Source organism: Longimicrobium sp., from assembly GCF_036399935.1.
Lineage (GTDB): Bacteria > Gemmatimonadota > Gemmatimonadetes > Longimicrobiales > Longimicrobiaceae > Longimicrobium.
Map to the genome: position 1 here is coordinate 1 of NZ_DASWMD010000064.1, position 15,519 is coordinate 15,519.

A 15,519-nucleotide genomic window follows, 5' to 3' on the forward strand; every position below is an offset into this window, starting at 1 on the left:
CCGCTGGCACGGCGGCGACCTCGAGGGGGTGCGCCAGAAGCTGCCGTACCTGCGCGACCTGGGGATCACCGCCATCTGGATGAACCCCATCTACGACAACACCAACACGCTGGACACCAGGGAAGTCTACGACGGGCAGCCGACGACCGCCTACCACGGCTACCACGCCATCGACTACTACGCGGTCGAGGAGCGCTTCGGCGACATGCAGGCGCTGCGGAGGCTGGTGGACGAGGCGCACGCCCAGGGGATCAAGATTGTCCTGGACATGGTGGCCAACCACACCAGCGCCTACCACCCCTGGGTCACCGACTCGCCCACGCCCACCTGGTACAACGGCACGGCGGAGCGGCACCTCTCCAACAACTGGCAGGTGTGGGCGCTGGCCGACCCGCACGCCACGCCGGAGGTCCGCCGCCCGGTGCTGGAGGGCTGGTTCGTCGACATCCTGCCGGACCTGAACCAGAACGACCCCGAGGTGGCGCGCTACGTCATCCAGAACACCCTGTGGTGGACGGGGATGACGGGCATCGACGGCATTCGCCAGGACACCTGGCCCTACGTGCCGCGCTCCTTCTGGCGCGAGTGGATGACCGCCATCCGCCGCGAGCACCCCACCATGCGCGTGGTGGGCGAGGTGTTCGACGGCGATCCGGCCACCGTGGCGTTCTTCACGGGCGGCCGCGCGCGGTGGGACGGCATCGACGACGGGGTGGACGCGCTCTTCGACTTTCCCCTCTTCTTTCCGCTGCGGCGCGCGTTCGTGGAAGGGAAGCCGCTGCGCGAGGTGGCGCAGATGCTGGGGCGCGACCACCTGTACGAGGAGCCGCAGTCCATGGTGACCTTCCTGGGGCTGCACGACGTGGCGCGCTTCATGGGCGAGCAGGGTGCCACGCACGAGGGGCTGCGGCTGGCGTACACCTTTCTGCTCACCACCCGCGGCACGCCGCTGCTGTACTACGGCGACGAGATCGGCATGGCGGGCGGCGGCGACCCCCACAACCGCCGCGACTTTCCCGGCGGGTGGCCCGGCGACCCGCGCAACGCGTTCCAGGCGTCGGGGCGCACGCCCGAGGAGCAGGCCACCTTCGCCCACGTGCAGACGCTTCTGCGGCTGCGCGGCCAGCGCGGCGAGCTGCGCCAGGGGCCCCTGGTGAACCTGCACGTGGCCGACCAGCAGTACGTCTACCGCCGGGGGGCCACCGTGGTGGCGCTGAACAACGACACCACCGCCGCCGAGGTGCGCATCCCCGCCGCGGAGCTGGGCGCAGACGTGCTGGGCCGCTGCGCCCAGCCCCGCCGCGACGGCGACGCCCTGGTCGTCGCCATCCCGCCCCGCACCGGCTGCGTGTTCTGAGCGGAGCGGAGGGAGCCCCGTCGCGGCGTCGTCCACCGTGCGCCGCGCCGAGTCTAGGCGGTCGAGCGGTGCGCCGCCGTGCGCACCACCGATCATATCGCAACCCGAGGTGACTCGTGAGCGCACCACGTCGCGTCAAGCTGTTCAGGAACGGCCGGAACCAAGCCGTACGCATCCCTCGCGAGTTCGAGCCGGCCGGCGAGGAAGCCATTCTGCGCTAGGAAGGCGAGCGGCTGATCATCGAACCCGCGCCGCCCCGATCGTTGCTGGCGGTGTTGGAGACCCTGGAGCCGATCGACGAGGCGTTCCCGCCGATCCCGGCGCTATCGACTGACTCCGTGGATCTCTGATGCGCTAGCCGTTGGGTGCACCGTTCAGAAACCAGTCCATGCTTCGCCTGGCCCTTCTCGCGGTGGCATGCCTCCTCACGGGGTGCACGTCGGCGCCTTCGGACGTTCGCGCAGCCGCGCCCCACGGGGCCGGCGCCGCTCGCTCCGCGCTTACGACTTCGGGGTTCAACTGGCGCACGTACGCCGGGCCGTCTCTGCATCTTCACTATCTTCCCGATTCCTACGCAGCCAAGCACATCCGGGAGTTTGCGCGCGATGCCGAGGAAGCGCTGCATCACGATCTCGCGCTCATCGGTGCCTCGCGTCCACCGGGGATTGTGGAAGTGTTCCTGGTCGACTCGCGCGAGCAGGCCCGGGAACTGACCGGCAACCCGTACATGGGGCAGGCGGTTCCCGGTGAGCTGAGCGTCTTTCTCGTCATCCTCCCCGGAATTCGCCCGGCCTTTCACCACGAGATCATGCATGCGCTTTCCCTCTCGCTCTGGGGCACGCAGCGTACGGGCACGTGGATTTCGGAGGGAGTGGCCACCTGGGCCGCGGGGATGTGCCAGGGGCACAGCGTGGACGCGATCGCGGCGGGCTTTCTTCACAAGGGCAGGCTGCTTCCGCTCCCCGAACTCGCGGCCACGTTCTGGGAGGTGGACGAACTCCGCGCGTACTTCACGGCGGGGAGCGCCATCGGCTACCTGGCCCGGACCCGGGGGAATGCCGCGGTAGAAGCGCTTTGGCGGCAATCACCGGACGGGGTGAAGCACCCCCTCGGGGAGGGCGGCGCCGAAATCGAGCGAACGTGGCGTGCACACCTCGCTTCCATCCCTGCCGCCGAGCTCGACACGATCACGCTCCGCACGCGCGGATGCTGACTTGCGGGAGCACCGCGCCGGCGTCTTCCACACAGCCGGTCGCGCTCGCTCCGAACGCTTGCGGAGTAGCGGAAACTTTGGTTTACTTAGCTCGTGCTTCGGCCTACCTCCTGTGGACGCGCATTACCGCAGCACCGTCAGTTGCCCTTACACCGTTCCTCCGCCGCCCCCATGTACACTGCCGCCAAGCTCGCGCTCGTCCTTCTCGCCGCCGCCGCGCCCGTGGCCGCCGCGGCACAGGGCAGCAATCCCGCAGACGACCTGAGGGCCATCTACGACCCGACGGCGCGGGTCACGAGCGTGTCCACGAGCCTCAGGAAAGAGACGGGCACGTCGTCACGCCCGCCGCTGTACCTCTCCTTCCAGACGACGCACCCGGACACGATTCCCTCTCGCCCGCTGGAGGTGTTCGAGCTTTTCCTGTCCGTGGCGGTGGCCAAGGCCCACGGGCATCACTTCACCGGGGTAGACGAGGCCACCCTCCTGGTGGACGACTCGGTCGAGATTGCGCTGCAGGGCGAGCACCGTGCGGCAGAGTGGACGGAGCGGATCGTATTCCCCGTCTCGCTGAGCCAGGCGCTGAAGCTGAGCACGGCGCGCAGCGTTCACGGGCGGATCGGCTCGTGGGAGTTCGACCTGACGCCAGGGGAGATCGCCCGCATCGGCCGCCTGGTGGCGTATGCGCGTCTCGACCCGGGTGCCCCGGTGCCCGATCGATGGACCGTGACCCCGGGTGAGTTCAGCGGGCAGGGTCCGCTCTAGTCCGCACCATGCCGCTCGCGGGGGCCGGCGAAGCGTGGCTCTCGCCGTTGCGGATGGCGGGGCTGACCGGCGCGGGGAGGCTTCTCTGGACCGGGCAGGCCCGAGGACGCAGATTGTGCCGTCCGCCGCCGCCCCCTTCCGTCCGAAACCCGAGAACATGTCCGACCCTCACTCCCCCGCCTGGATGCAGGCGCTGCAGCCGTACGCCGAGCGCACGGACTTCCGGGTGCCGCTCAAGGTTCCCATCCACATGCCCAGTGGACGGATGATCGGCGATGTGGCCGGCGTGTACCTGCGCCTGCCGCGCTGGGAGGGGCCCGCGTTCGCCGACGACTTCGGCAAGAAGGCGGCGGGGATGGTGGAGCTGGATGGCGAGCACACCTTCGCTGAGCTCGCGATGCTGCGGATGCTGGAGCGGGAGGGGTGGAGCGGGCGCTGGGTGAATACGTACAGCGCCAAGGGCGAGGTGTGGAAGTACCTCACCCGCTGGGACGACGTGCCCCGCGCCGAGCAGCGCAACCGCGTGATCGAGGACGAGGACCCGCGCGTGGTGCTGGCCGGGGTGGCGAGGCGGGCGAAGAAGCGCTACGCCGGGTGCTGGGACGTGTTCGCCTGGCGCGGCGACGACTTCGCCTTTCTGCAGACGAAGCGCGGCGCCCCGGCGGCGAAGGCGGAGCTGGGTGCGGCGCAGGCAGAATGGCTTCACACCGCGCTTCTGTTCGGAGACACCCGGATCACGCTGGCGTCGTTCGCCGTCGTGCACTGGGACTACCGCTGACCCGGGGATTTCTGCCGGTTCTCCGCCTTCCGGCGTCCACGTCCATCGGCGAGTTCCCGGGTGCTTGACCTTGGCGGACGGGCGGGGCAGGTTGGGACGCGCTCCGCCGCCAGCGCTCCCGTTCACCCCCGCCCGAGAAACACCATGCGCCTGCTCCTTCGGTTGGGCTCGGCCCTCCTGGCCCTCGCGCTGTCCTCCACCGGCGTGGCCGCGCAGCGGCAGGGCGCCCCGGTGGATTCCGCGCGTCTCGCCGCGCTCAAGGACGAGATCGCCCGCGAGATCGACGGGATGCACGAGTTCACGCAGCAGATGGTCGACCAGATCTTCTCTTACGGGGAGCTGGGCTTCCAGGAGATCGAGAGCTCCCGCTACCTGGTGGGCATCCTCCGGCGCAACGGCTTCAGCGTGCAGGAGGGGATCGCGGGAATCCCGACCGCGTGGATGGCCACCTGGGGGTCGGGTAAGCCGGTGATCGCGCTGGGGTCGGACCTGGACGGGATCCCCCAGGCCTCGCAGAAGCCGGGGGTCGCCTACCACGCCCCGCTCGTGGAGGGCGCGCCGGGGCACGGCGAGGGGCACAACTCCGGGCTGCCGGTGGTCATCACCGCCGCGATCGCGACCAGGAAGGTGATGCAGCGCGAGCGGATCGGGGGAACCATCCGCATCTGGCCCGGGGTGGCCGAGGAGCTGGTGGCGGCCAAGGCCTGGTTCGTCCGCGAGGGGTTCTTCCGCGACGTGGACGTGACCATCTTCACCCACGTGGGGAGCAACCTGAACGTCTCGTACGGTCCTTCCGACGGCACCGGGCTGGTGAGCGTGCTGTACCGCTTTCGGGGAGAGACGGCGCACTCCGCGGGCGCGCCGTGGCGCGGGCGCAGCGCGCTGGACGCGGTGGAATTGATGAACGCGGGGTGGAACTACCGCCGCGAGCACCTGCGCCTGCCGCACCGGTCGCACTACGTGATCACGGAGGGCGGCGACCAGCCCAACGTGGTGCCGCGCACGGCCGCGGTCTGGTACTACTTCCGCGAGGTCGAGTATCCGCGCATCCGGGAGCTGTGGGAGATCGGCAACCAGATCGCCCAGGGGGCCACGCTGATGACGGGGACCACGCTCGACACGGTGCAGGTGCTGGGCGCCGCGTGGCCCCGGCACTTCAACCGCCCGGTGGCGCTGGCGATGTACGACAACATCCGCCGCGTGGGCCTGCCCCGCTGGGACGACGCGGACCAGGCGCTCGCGCGGGCCCTGCAGCGGGAGCTGGGGAACGAGAAGACGCCGGGGCTCGACACCGCCCTCGCGAAGATCGACAGCGGCGTGCCGCCCGAGCAGAACCGCGGCGGCGGGTCGGACGACATCGGCGACATCTCGTGGGTGGTGCCCACCATCACCCTGCGCTATCCGGCCAACATCCCCAACCTGCCGGGCCACCACTGGTCGAACGCGGTGTCCATGGCTACGCCCATCGCGCACAAGGGCTCCACCGCGGGGGCCAAGGCCACCGCGATGACGCTGCTGGACCTGTTCACCCGGCCCGAGCTGGTGGACAGCGCGTGGAGCTACTTTCGCGACGTGCAGACCCGCGACATCAAGTACGAGCCGCTGATCCGCCCGGGCGACCAGCCTCCCGTGGAGATGAACGCGCAGGTCATGCAGCGCTACCGGCCGCAGATGCGGAGGTACTACTACGATTCCCGGCGGTACCGCACCTACCTGGAGCAGCTCGGCATCGAGTACCCGACGGTGCGCGCGCCGGAGCCCCAGCAGGACTGAGCCTCCGGGATCGCAGCGCTTGCCAGCTTCCGCGCTCGCCGATGCGGTGGATGCACACCGCATCGGCGGGCGCCGGCCTTTTTCTCCGGACCGCCGAGAGCTGCGGGGTAGAAGGCACTTGCGGGGACGGCCTGCGGGGACTAACTTTACAATGTAAAGTACTTCACCGAAGGAATGCAGTGCACCCGGATGGGACCATCGGACTCTCTGAGGAGGAGGCGATCATGAACACTGACGGCATCTTCAGGCGGCTGCGCGGCGTCGTGGGCAACGCCGTGGTGTGGGGCGCCGCCTGGTCGGCATGCGCACTGGTGGTGTTCGCCGGCTTGAAGGTCGCCGGCCAGCTCCCCGCATCCACCATCTGGCTGGATTCCATCCTGATCGCTGCCAGGTTCGGGTTCGCCGGGAGCATCGTAGGCGGAGTCTTCTCCCTCGTGGTCGGCCTTCTGTACCACGGACGGCGCCTTTCCGACATCAGCGCGGTGCGGTTCGGAATCGGCGGGGGGCTGCTTGCGGGCCTGTTCGTGCCCACGTTCCTCACCGCGGCCCGGCTGCTTTCGGGAGATGGATTCCTGACGCTGGAAGGCATCCTGCTCAACGGCAGCCTGTCGGCCCTGTTCGGCGGCGTGGCGGCGGGCGCTTCGCTCAAGCTCGCGCAACACGCGGATCCCCTGCTGGGCGGCGGAACGTCCGGCATGCTGGGGAGCGGCGACCGGCTGGCGTCCGCGGTGGGAGAGGACCGGGCGCGCCGCCAGCCTGTGCGCTGAAACAGAAGAAGTTCTGAAAGCTGAACGGCGAGCTGGCAGGATGGGCGAGCAGGCGACGCTGCGCCCGAGCCTCCGCTCTGTCCACCAGCAGGAAAGCTTCTGTTGATGTGGGACGACGAACGCGATAAGAATAGGGGTCCGCGTATTCCGCGCGGCCCGGATCGGGAGATTGAAGATGGCGGAAGCTTCCAGCAGGCCCTACGTGCCCGCCGCGGGCAAGCACTGGCGGCTGCCGCTGTACGACCTGATGGCGAAGGTGCTGGGGGCGGATGCCGCCCGGCGGGTGCTGGTGCAGCAGATCGCCTGCCGGAGCGGCGACCGCGTGCTGGAGATCGGCTGCGGGACGGGGAGCCTGCTCCTGGCCGTCAAGCAGGCCCAGCCAGGCGCGGAGGTGGTGGGGCTGGACCCGGACCCGGCCGCCCTCGCCATCGCGCGTCGCAAGGCGGAACGCGCGGGCGTGCCGATCCGGACGGACCAGGGCTACGCGGACGAGCTTCCGTACGCCGACGCCTCGTTCGACCGCATTCTCTCCTCGTTCATGTTCCACCACCTGCCGCGCGCGGTGAAGGAAGCGGCCCTGCGCGAAGCGCCGCGCGTGCTCAAGCCGGGCGGCCGCTTTCACATGGTGGATTTCGGTGGTCCCGGGTCCGGCAGGCGCGGGTTCATCGGCCACCTGATCCACGCCGACCGGCACCTGAAGGACAACGCCGAAGACCGCGTCCTTGCCCTGATGGGCCGCGCGGGGCTAGCGGATGCGCAGGTGCTCGCCCGCCGTCCATCGCCCCTGGGCAGCGCCGTGTACTACCAGGCGACCGTGCCCCCGGCGTGATCCCTTCAGGACGGGCTACCAGCTTCCGCGCTCGCCGATGCGGTCGATGACGCCGACCAGGCGGGCGCTGGCGTTCTCCCAGTTCTGGCGCACGGCCGCCTCGGCGGCGGACGCGTCGCCGGCCTCCAGCGCGCGGACGACGGCGTCGTGCTCCGCGGTCGCCTCGTCGAGCGCGCCCTGCAGCAGCGCGCCGTAGAACCACTCGTACCGGTCCACCTGCGGACGCACCAGCGACAGCAGCCACGCGAGCCGCGGGCCGGCCAGCGGATCGGTGAAGCTGGCGTGAAAGGCCTTGCGCGTAACGAACGCGGCCTCCAGGTCCAGCGGCACCTTCCGCACGGCTTGGCCGAACGCCTGGTTCGCGGCGTGCGCGCCCGCGGCGAGCGCCGTTCGGGCGGGGTCCGTGAGCGTGGGGAGCCCGCGGACCGCCGCCGCCTCCAGGTCGCCCAGCAGCCCGAACAGTTCCGCCACGTCGCCGGCGCGCAGGGGAGCGACGGTGAGCTGCCGCCGGCCGCCCTCCGACCCCACCAGCAGCCCTTCCTTCACCAGCAGCTGAAGCGCCTCGCGCACCGGCGTGCGCCCCACCCCCATCCGTTCCGCCACCTCCTGCTCCACCACGCGGGCGCCCGGGGCCAGCCGCCCGCGCACGATCAGGTCGCGCAGGCGCTCGTACACGTGGGCGGAGCGTGCGCCGCGCGGGATGGCCGTGGTCATGCGTTCCGGGGCTGCGTGTGGTATCATGAGGGCACGGACGAAACTGTCGACAAACGCGCCGGGCGCAAGTGCCGCGTCCGGGATCCGGTCTCGATCATCACCAGCGGGGGCTTGCCGATGGACGTGCGCGAGGTGCAGGTGGACGGGTGGGAGCGGGTGCTGGTGGCGCGCGAGGGCGAGTACCACGGCATCGTCGCGCTCCACAGCAGCGCGCTGGGAACGGCGCTGGGGGGCACGCGCCTGTGGCGGTATCCGTCCGAGGCCGAGGCGCTGCACGACGCGCTGCGGCTGTCGCGGGGGATGACGTACAAGAACGCCGTGGCGGGGCTGGACGCGGGCGGCGGCAAGTCGGTGATCCTGGCGCCGGAGCGCATCGCCGACCGCGGCGCGCTCTTCCGGGTCCATGGCCGCTGTGTGGAGCTGCTGGGCGGCGCGTACATCACCGCCGAGGACGTGGGAACCACCCCGGCCGACATGGACGCGATCGCGGGCGAAACGCGCCACGTGGCCGGAACCAGCGCCGGCGGGGGAGACCCCTCGCCGCACACGGCGCGCGGCGTGTTCCGGGCCATCCAGGCAGCCGTCCTTCACCGCCACGGCTCGGCGGAGCTGCATGGGATGCGCGTCGCCCTGCAGGGGTGCGGAAACGTGGGCCGCTCCCTGGCGGCCGAGCTGGCGGCGGCGGGCGCGGCGCTCGTGGTGAGCGACGTGGACTCCGCTCGCGCCCGCGCCGTGGCGGATCGTGCAGGCGGAACGGTGGTGGAGCCGGACGCCGTCTTCGACGCCGAGGCCGACGTCTTCGCGCCGTGCGCGCTGGGCGGCATCCTCGACGCGTCCACCATCCCCCGGCTGCGGGCGGGCGTGGTGGCGGGAGGCGCCAACAACCAGCTGCGCGACCCGGAGGAGGACGGGGCACGGCTGGCGGAGCGCGGCATCCTGTACGTTCCCGACTACGTGGCGAACGCGGGCGGAGTGATCACCGGCTTCGCGGGGCTGAACGGGCACCCGGCGGAGTGGGCGGCGGAGCGCGTGAAGGCCATCCACGACACCGTTCTCCAGGTGCTGCGGCGCGCGGAAGCGGCGGGCGTGCTCCCGCACCAGGCCGCGGACCGCGTCGCGGACGACCGCATCGCCCGGGTCCGGGCGGGATGAGGCCCGCGGTCCACGGCAAGGTCCCTGCATTTCCGCCGGGGCGGGGAAGGGCGGCGGTTCGGATATCCACGGGCGGAACGTGCTGTACGAAACGAAGAATTCGCGGGTCCTGATCACCTGCGCCGCGCTGGCCGTCGTGCTGGGTTTTGCCGGCGCACGCGTGCAGGCGGGTCGCCGCGACGTGCGGCCGGGCCCGCCGGGGCTGGTGGAGAGCGCGTTCATCCCGCCGCCGGTGGCGCTGTCCCCCGCCAGCCGGGCCGCGGCAGACAGCCTGGTGCGCGCGCGGGTCCGGGCCGGGGCCTTTCCCGGCGCCGCGCTGGCCATCGGAAACCGTGGCGCCATCCAGCACGTCGCCGTCTACGGCCGTACGACCTGGGACGACGATGCGCCGGAGGTGACGCCGCACCGCACGCGCTACGACCTGGCCTCGCTCACCAAGGTGGTCGCCACCACGGCGGCGGTGATGGCGCTGGTGGAAGACGGGCGGCTGGAGCTGGACGCGCCCGTGCGGCAGTACGTGCCCGAGTTCTCCGGCGGCGACAAGGACCGGGTCACCGTCCGCCAGCTCCTCACCCACAGCGGCGGCGTCCGCGCCGGCGCCGCCGACATCGCCGACGTGCCTCCCGCCCGGGTGCGGCGCTACCTGCTGTCGCGCCCGCTGGCGCTGGAACCGGGCAAGGACGTGCTCTACTCCGACCTCGGCTTCGTCATCCTGTGGGAAGTAGCGGAGCGCGCGGCCGGCGAGCCCCTGCCCCGGTATCTCCAGCGCCGCGTGTGGGGCCCGCTGGGGATGACGCACACGGCCATGGGCGTGCCCCCCGGCTGCGCCGACTGCGCGCCGACGCTTCACCTGTCCGAGGCCGACGAGCCGTACACGGGGGGATCGTTCGACGAGGTGGCGCGCCGGCTGGACGGCGTGGCGGGGAACGCCGGCGCGTTCTCCACCCTGCGCGACCTGGCCACCTTCGCCGCGCTGATCGCCAACGAGGGCCGGCTGGAAGATGTCCGCGTGTTCAACACCCGCACCGTCCGCGGCTTCACCCGCCCGCAGCCCGGCGTGGGAACGCGGGCCCTGGGATGGGAGGTGTACTGCCGCGAGGGCAAGGTGCCCGACCACCGCGCGTGCGAAGTGGTGTACGCCTTCGGCCACACGGGCGTCACCGGCACCTCCATCTGGATCGATCCCGTCAGCCGCACCTGGGTGGTCCTGCTGACCAACCGCACCTACCTGCCGAAGATGGAGGTAGACATGCAGCGGTTCCGACGCCGGGTGTACGACGCCGTCATCGCCGGGGTGCCGCCATCGTGAGCGAGCGTTTGCCGTGGTGAGGCCACGTATCTAGCTTCCATCCGTCCCGCCGCCTTCCCCCGCCACCGTTCCGAAGCTACCATGCGCGTCCCGCCCATGCCGATCCTCCGCCGCGCACTCGTCGCCACCGCCGTGCTGGCCGCCGCGCCCGCCGCCGCGCAGGGACGGGCGCTGGAGGGATTCGATGCGTACGTCCAGGGCGCCATGCGCGACTGGCAGGTTCCGGGAATGGCCATCGCCATCGTCAAGGACGACTCGGTGGTGTACGCGCGCGGCTTCGGCGTGAGGACGGCGGGAGGAAACGACCGCGTGGACGAGCACACCACGTTCGCCATCGCCTCGACCACCAAGGCGTTCACCGCCACCGCGCTGGCCATGCTGGTGGACGAGGGGAAGGTGCGCTGGGACGATCCCGTCTCCATGCACCTGCCCGGCTTCCGGCTGTCCGATGCCGGGCTCACGGGCCAGATCACCGTGCGCGACCTGCTCTCCCACCGCACGGGCCTCCCGGGGAGCGACGCCATCTGGTACGCGTCGCCCAACACGAGCGACGACATCCTGCGGCGCCTGCGCTTCGTTCGCCCGTTCGCCGCGCCCCGCACGCGGTACCAGTACAACAACGTCGGCTACATGGTGGCCGGGATGGTGGCGCAGCAGGCGTCGGGGATGCCGTGGAGCGAGTTCGTCCGCACCCGCATCCTGCAGCCGCTGGGGATGGGCGAGACGCTGACGGGCCTCGCGGGGCTCCGCGAGCGGCCGAACGTCGCCACGCCCCACGTGGAGGTGAACGACACCGTGATGCCGGTGCCGTACCTGGACTTCGACAACATCGGCCCGGCGGGGTCCATGAACTCGTCGGTCAGCGAGATGGCCCGGTGGATCCGCTTTCAGCTGGACAGCGGCCGGGTGGGCGGGCGCCGGCTGGTGAGCGCGGCCAGCCACCGCGAGATGCTGACGCCGCAGTTCCTGGTTCCCGCCGCCTCGTTCTATCCCGAGCCCACCCGGCTGTCGCGCCCCAACTTCACCGCTTACGGGCTGGGGTGGTTCCTGCAGGACTACCGCGGGCGCAAGCTGGCCATGCACACGGGAAGCATCGACGGGATGACGGCCATCCTGGCGCTGGTGCGCGAGGAGCGGCTGGGGCTGGTGATCTACGCCAACCTGGACCACGCAGAGGTGCGGCACGCACTCATGTACCGCATTATCGACGAGTTCCTGGGCGGCCCGCGGCGCGACTGGAGCGCCGAGCTGCGCCCCGCGTACACGCAGGCGGCGGAGCGCGAGCGGGCCGCCGAGCGCGAGCGGAGGTCGCACCGCGCCGCCGGCACCCGCCCGTCGCTGCCGCTGCAGGCGTACGCCGGCACCTACGTGGACCCCGACAGCATCCAGTCCGCCGTGGTTCTCCGGCTCCGCAACGGCGTCCTCGTAGCCGAGCTGGGCGGGCGCAACACGGCGCCGCTGGAGCACTGGCACCACGACGTGTTCCTGGCCCGCTGGGCCAACCGCGCCATGGGCGAAAGCTTCCTCTCGTTCACCGCGGACGAGCGGGGCCGCGTGCCCCGGATGCGGATGGGCGCCAACGAACGGGTGCGCGCGCCGGACGCCCCGGCGGCCTCCGCCCCGTAGCCCGGGCGTCCGCGCGTGGACCCGTGGTTGACTTGTGCGGAAAAACGATTATTTTGAGGGTCTGGTCATGGGATTGATGGAGAATCGGGAGACCCGGGGCACGTCGCGCGGGTCTTCAATCGTTTCCTCAGAAGGGAGAAGACGTGGTCGAGATTCAGCTTGCAGAGACTGACCGCCTGGATTGGGCGCTCAAGCAGTTCCGTCGTCGGATGATTCGTTCGGGCCTGTTCAAGGACATGCGCCGCAAGCGGCACTACGAGAAGCCCAGCGAGGCGCGGAAGCTCAAGGAGAAGGCCGCCGAGCGCCGCCGTCACAAGGACCGCAAGCGCGCCGCCCGCCGGTTCGACTTCTGATCCGCAAGCAGAGAGGCCCAATCCCCCGCGGATCGGGCCTCTTGCATTTCTCCCCGCGTCATCCCTGATCGAACGCGGTTTCCACGCGGAGCCGCGGAGAAAGAAGAGAGCCGCGGAGGTGCACCCGCACCCTCCGCGGCTCGTCCGTTTCTCCGCGTACTCCGTGTGATGCGTATTCGAAGGGGACGAAAAACGGACGAGGCCCGGGCATAGCGCCCGGGCCTCGTCCGTTGTGTTCCGGCTGATCGGCTACCAGCGGTCGTCGTCACCGCCGCCACGGCCGCGGCCACCACCACCGCCGCCGTAGCCGCCGCCACGGCCGCCGCCACCACCGCCGTAGCCGCCACCGCCGCCTCCGCGGCCGCCGCCACCACCGCCGTAGCCGCCGCCACCACTGCCACCGCCGTACCCACCGCCGCCACCGCTGCGGCCACCACCGCCGCCGCCGTAGCCGCCACCGCCACGGCTGCCGCCGCTGTCACCGCCACCGCCATCGGCGGGCGCATCCAGGCGAACGACATTCTCGGCCGCGGGGCCCTTGGTGCCCTGCACGACGTCGAACTCCACGCGCTCGCCGTCGTTCAGGGTGCGGAACCCGCCGCCCTGGATGGCGCTGTGGTGGACGAAGACGTCCTTCTCCCCGTTGTCACGGGTGATGAACCCGAAGCCCTTCTCCGGGTTGAACCACTTGACTACTCCCGTCTCCCTGGCCATGTCCGTCCACGTGCTGGATGTTGATGATGGAGCGCAGCGACTTTCGCTGGCGGCAACCTAAGCCGATTTGCTCCGCGCGCCAAGGGTCTTATTTGCCGGGAGCGTGCTTCGGCGGCGAAGGCGTGCCCATGCAGGATCGGCGCCACCACGGGGCCAGCCGTCATCTGTTTTCCCGCAAATCCGCTCCAGCAAGGCGTTTGAGCCTGTTCCAGGTGTTCCGGCGGAAACCGGGGGGCATGCGGACGGTGTTTTCACGCGGCTTCGCGGGCGTGCAGCGAGGGCACCACCGCCTCCATGAACGCGTCGACCACGGCGGGGTCGAAGTGGGTGCCGCGCAGCGAGCGGATCTCGTCCAGCACGCGCGGCACGCTCCACGCGGCGCGGTACGGACGGTCGCTGGTCAGCGCGTCGTACACGTCGGCCAGGGCCACGATGCGGGCGGGAAGGGGGATGTCGGTGCCGGCCAGCCCCATCGGGTAGCCGCCCCCGTCCCAGCGCTCGTGGTGCGACCGGGCGATCTGCTCGGCCAGGCGCACCACCTCCGACGAGCCCTCGGCCAGGATGCGCGCCCCGATGACGGTGTGCGACTTCATCACCTCCCACTCCTCGGGGGACAGCCGGCCGGGCTTGAGCAGCACCGAGTCGGGAATGCCGATCTTGCCGATGTCGTGAAGGGTGGCGGCCAGCCGCAGCGCCTGCACCTGGTCGCCGGGCAGGCCCATGGCCTGGGCCAGGTCGCCGGCCAGCTCGCCCACCCGCCGGGTGTGCAGCCCGGTGTCGTCGTCGCGCAGCTCGGCGGCGCGGGCCAGCCGCTCCAGCACCTCGCCCGCGGTGCGCTCCAGGGCCTCGGTCCGTTCACGCACGCGTGCCTCCAGGGTGCGGTTCTGCTCGCGGACGGCGGTGTGCAGCAGGCGCGTCTGCAGGTGGTTGCGCACGCGCAGCATCACCTCGCCCGGGGAGTACGGCTTGTTGATGAAGTCGGCGGCGCCCTCGGCCAGCACGGCCAGCCGCGACTCGTCGGAGAGGTCGCCGCTGACCACCAGGATGGGCACGTGGTCCTCGGGGGGGATGTGCGCGCGCAGCCGGCGGATGACCTCGGGGGCCTGGATGGCGCCCATGTGCAGGTCCAGCAGCACCATGTCCGGCAGGAACTCGCGGAACATCGCCTCCACCCGCGTGCCGTCGGTGGTGGTGCGCACCTCGCCGAACCCGCCTCTCGACAGGATGCGGTCCAGCACGCGCAGGGCCGACTCGTCGTCGTCCGCCGCCAGGATGCGCGCGGAGGGGGCCGATGGTGTTATCATAGTACGCCCGGTGGCGGCGCTCCACGCCGCCGGCAGGGACTTCACGGCTGCAGCGGGGCGCACCCGATCGCCAATTTCACATACGATGCCACGATCCATTCTCGTCATCGACGACGACCCCGGCGTTCTGAGCGTTCTCACGCGTTTCTTTCAGCGAAAGGGCTGGGAGGTGCACCAGGCCGGCAGCGGCGAAGACGGGCTCCGGCGCTGGGAATCCACCCGTCCCGACGTGGTGCTGCTGGACCTGGACCTGCCGGGCATGTCGGGCCGGCAGGTGCTGGACGTGCTGGTGTCGCGCGGCGCCGCGGTAATCATGCTCACCGGCCACGCCGAGGTGGAGACGGCGGTCGACGCCATGCAGGCCGGCGCCGAGACCTTTCTCACCAAGCCGGTGGACCTGGCGCACGTGGAGGTTGCGGCGGAGCGCGCGGCCGAAAAGCAGGAGCTGCGGCGCACCAACGAGCTGCTGTCGCGGCAGCTGGGCGCGGGCGAAACGGCGGCCTCGCTGGGGACGTCGGCGCGGATGGTGGCGCTGGCCCGGCAGGTGGAGCTGCTGGCCGGCTCGGCCGACACCACGGCGCTGCTGCTGGGCGAAAGCGGCACGGGCAAGAGCTGGGTGGCGCAGATGATCCACGCGCGCAGCCCGCGGTCGCGTTCGCCATTCGTGGAGATCAACTGCGCGGGTCTTTCGGCCACGTTCCTTGACTCCGAGCTGTTCGGCCACGAAAAGGGCGCGTTCACCGACGCGCGCGAGATGAAGCGCGGGCTGTTCGAGGTGGCGGACCGGGGCACGCTCTTCCTGGACGAGATCGGCGACCTGGCGCCGGAGCTGCAGCCCAAGCTGCTGCGCGTGCTGGAAACCCGCACC

General features: G+C 71.0%; 15 protein-coding genes and 1 pseudogene. 13 read left to right on the forward strand and 3 right to left on the reverse strand.

Annotated elements, in window-relative coordinates:
• The 8 genes and pseudogenes from VGB24_RS19430 to VGB24_RS19460 form a co-directional block, all read left to right on the forward strand.
• Positions 1-1,357 (forward strand): alpha-amylase family glycosyl hydrolase (locus tag VGB24_RS19430; protein ID WP_331074603.1); only part of this gene is annotated, 1,357 nt, incomplete at its 5' end.
• A 116-nt stretch (positions 1,358-1,473) separates the two neighbouring features.
• Positions 1,474-1,707, forward strand: a pseudogene (locus VGB24_RS25385) (antitoxin).
• Positions 1,708-2,030: 323 nt separating this feature from the next.
• Positions 2,031-2,570 (forward strand): hypothetical protein, encoded by a 540-nt coding sequence (locus VGB24_RS19435; RefSeq protein ID WP_331074604.1) that lies wholly within the window; start codon positions 2,031-2,033, stop codon positions 2,568-2,570.
• Positions 2,571-2,741: 171 nt separating this feature from the next.
• Entirely contained in the window at positions 2,742-3,332 is a 591-nt protein-coding gene (locus VGB24_RS19440) for a hypothetical protein (RefSeq protein ID WP_331074605.1), read from the forward strand.
• Positions 3,333-3,489: 157 nt separating this feature from the next.
• Positions 3,490-4,110, forward strand: a complete 621-nt coding sequence (locus VGB24_RS19445; RefSeq protein ID WP_331074606.1) for a hypothetical protein — start codon at positions 3,490-3,492, stop codon at positions 4,108-4,110.
• Positions 4,111-4,254: 144 nt separating this feature from the next.
• Positions 4,255-5,883, forward strand: a complete 1,629-nt coding sequence (locus VGB24_RS19450) for a peptidase dimerization domain-containing protein (RefSeq protein ID WP_331074607.1) — start codon at positions 4,255-4,257, stop codon at positions 5,881-5,883.
• Positions 5,884-6,107: 224 nt separating this feature from the next.
• Positions 6,108-6,650: a hypothetical protein gene (locus VGB24_RS19455; protein ID WP_331074608.1), complete on the forward strand. Its 543-nt coding sequence runs from the start codon at positions 6,108-6,110 to the stop codon at positions 6,648-6,650.
• A gap of 175 nt (positions 6,651-6,825) precedes the next feature.
• On the forward strand, positions 6,826-7,479 hold the full coding sequence (locus tag VGB24_RS19460; RefSeq protein WP_331074609.1) for a class I SAM-dependent methyltransferase: 654 nt from the start codon (positions 6,826-6,828) through the stop codon (positions 7,477-7,479).
• Between the two features lie 15 nt (positions 7,480-7,494).
• On the opposite strand, the gene VGB24_RS19465 is transcribed toward VGB24_RS19460, so the two are convergent.
• Positions 7,495-8,193, reverse strand: coding sequence for a GntR family transcriptional regulator (locus tag VGB24_RS19465; RefSeq protein WP_331074610.1), 699 nt, complete (start codon positions 8,191-8,193; stop codon positions 7,495-7,497).
• Positions 8,194-8,310: 117 nt separating this feature from the next.
• On the opposite strand from VGB24_RS19465, the gene VGB24_RS19470 reads away from it, so the two are divergent.
• The 4 genes from VGB24_RS19470 (at position 8,311) to rpsU (ending at position 12,633) form a co-directional block, all read left to right on the forward strand.
• Positions 8,311-9,345, forward strand: a complete 1,035-nt coding sequence (locus VGB24_RS19470) for a Leu/Phe/Val dehydrogenase (protein WP_331074611.1) — start codon at positions 8,311-8,313, stop codon at positions 9,343-9,345.
• A gap of 79 nt (positions 9,346-9,424) precedes the next feature.
• Positions 9,425-10,654 (forward strand): serine hydrolase domain-containing protein, encoded by a 1,230-nt coding sequence (locus VGB24_RS19475; protein ID WP_331074612.1) that lies wholly within the window; start codon positions 9,425-9,427, stop codon positions 10,652-10,654.
• A gap of 81 nt (positions 10,655-10,735) precedes the next feature.
• Positions 10,736-12,280, forward strand: coding sequence for a serine hydrolase (locus VGB24_RS19480; RefSeq protein ID WP_331074613.1), 1,545 nt, complete (start codon positions 10,736-10,738; stop codon positions 12,278-12,280).
• A 143-nt stretch (positions 12,281-12,423) separates the two neighbouring features.
• Positions 12,424-12,633, forward strand: a complete 210-nt coding sequence (gene rpsU, locus VGB24_RS19485) for a 30S ribosomal protein S21 (protein ID WP_331022848.1) — start codon at positions 12,424-12,426, stop codon at positions 12,631-12,633.
• 249 nt (positions 12,634-12,882) lie between these two features.
• Here the strand turns inward: rpsU and VGB24_RS25390 are convergent, their stop codons facing one another.
• A complete protein-coding gene (locus tag VGB24_RS25390; protein WP_349263943.1) occupies positions 12,883-13,347 on the reverse strand; it encodes a cold-shock protein in 465 nt (154 codons plus the stop codon).
• A 251-nt stretch (positions 13,348-13,598) separates the two neighbouring features.
• Positions 13,599-14,651 carry an HD-GYP domain-containing protein gene (locus tag VGB24_RS19495; RefSeq protein WP_331074614.1) on the reverse strand — a complete coding sequence of 351 codons (1,053 nt, stop codon included), beginning with the start codon at positions 14,649-14,651 and terminating at the stop codon, positions 13,599-13,601.
• 85 nt (positions 14,652-14,736) lie between these two features.
• On the opposite strand from VGB24_RS19495, the gene VGB24_RS19500 reads away from it, so the two are divergent.
• Positions 14,737-15,519: sigma-54-dependent transcriptional regulator (locus VGB24_RS19500; RefSeq protein ID WP_331074615.1), on the forward strand; the 783-nt coding region annotated here is incomplete at its 3' end.

Bases quoted from the DNA above. Each gene is read 5' to 3' on its own strand.
- VGB24_RS19450 (WP_331074607.1), top strand. From the start codon at position 4,255: ATGCGCCTGCTCCTTCGGTTGGGCTCGGCCCTCCTGGCCCTCGCGCTG.
- VGB24_RS19440 (WP_331074605.1), top strand. From the start codon at position 2,742: ATGTACACTGCCGCCAAGCTCGCGCTCGTCCTTCTCGCCGCCGCCGCG.
- VGB24_RS19465 (WP_331074610.1), bottom strand. From the start codon at position 8,193: ATGACCACGGCCATCCCGCGCGGCGCACGCTCCGCCCACGTGTACGAG.
- VGB24_RS19445 (WP_331074606.1), top strand. From the start codon at position 3,490: ATGTCCGACCCTCACTCCCCCGCCTGGATGCAGGCGCTGCAGCCGTAC.
- VGB24_RS19470 (WP_331074611.1), top strand. From the start codon at position 8,311: ATGGACGTGCGCGAGGTGCAGGTGGACGGGTGGGAGCGGGTGCTGGTG.
- VGB24_RS19460 (WP_331074609.1), top strand. From the start codon at position 6,826: ATGGCGGAAGCTTCCAGCAGGCCCTACGTGCCCGCCGCGGGCAAGCAC.
- VGB24_RS19480 (WP_331074613.1), top strand. From the start codon at position 10,736: ATGCGCGTCCCGCCCATGCCGATCCTCCGCCGCGCACTCGTCGCCACC.
- VGB24_RS19455 (WP_331074608.1), top strand. From the start codon at position 6,108: ATGAACACTGACGGCATCTTCAGGCGGCTGCGCGGCGTCGTGGGCAAC.
- VGB24_RS19495 (WP_331074614.1), bottom strand. From the start codon at position 14,651: ATGATAACACCATCGGCCCCCTCCGCGCGCATCCTGGCGGCGGACGAC.
- VGB24_RS25390 (WP_349263943.1), bottom strand. From the start codon at position 13,347: ATGGCCAGGGAGACGGGAGTAGTCAAGTGGTTCAACCCGGAGAAGGGC.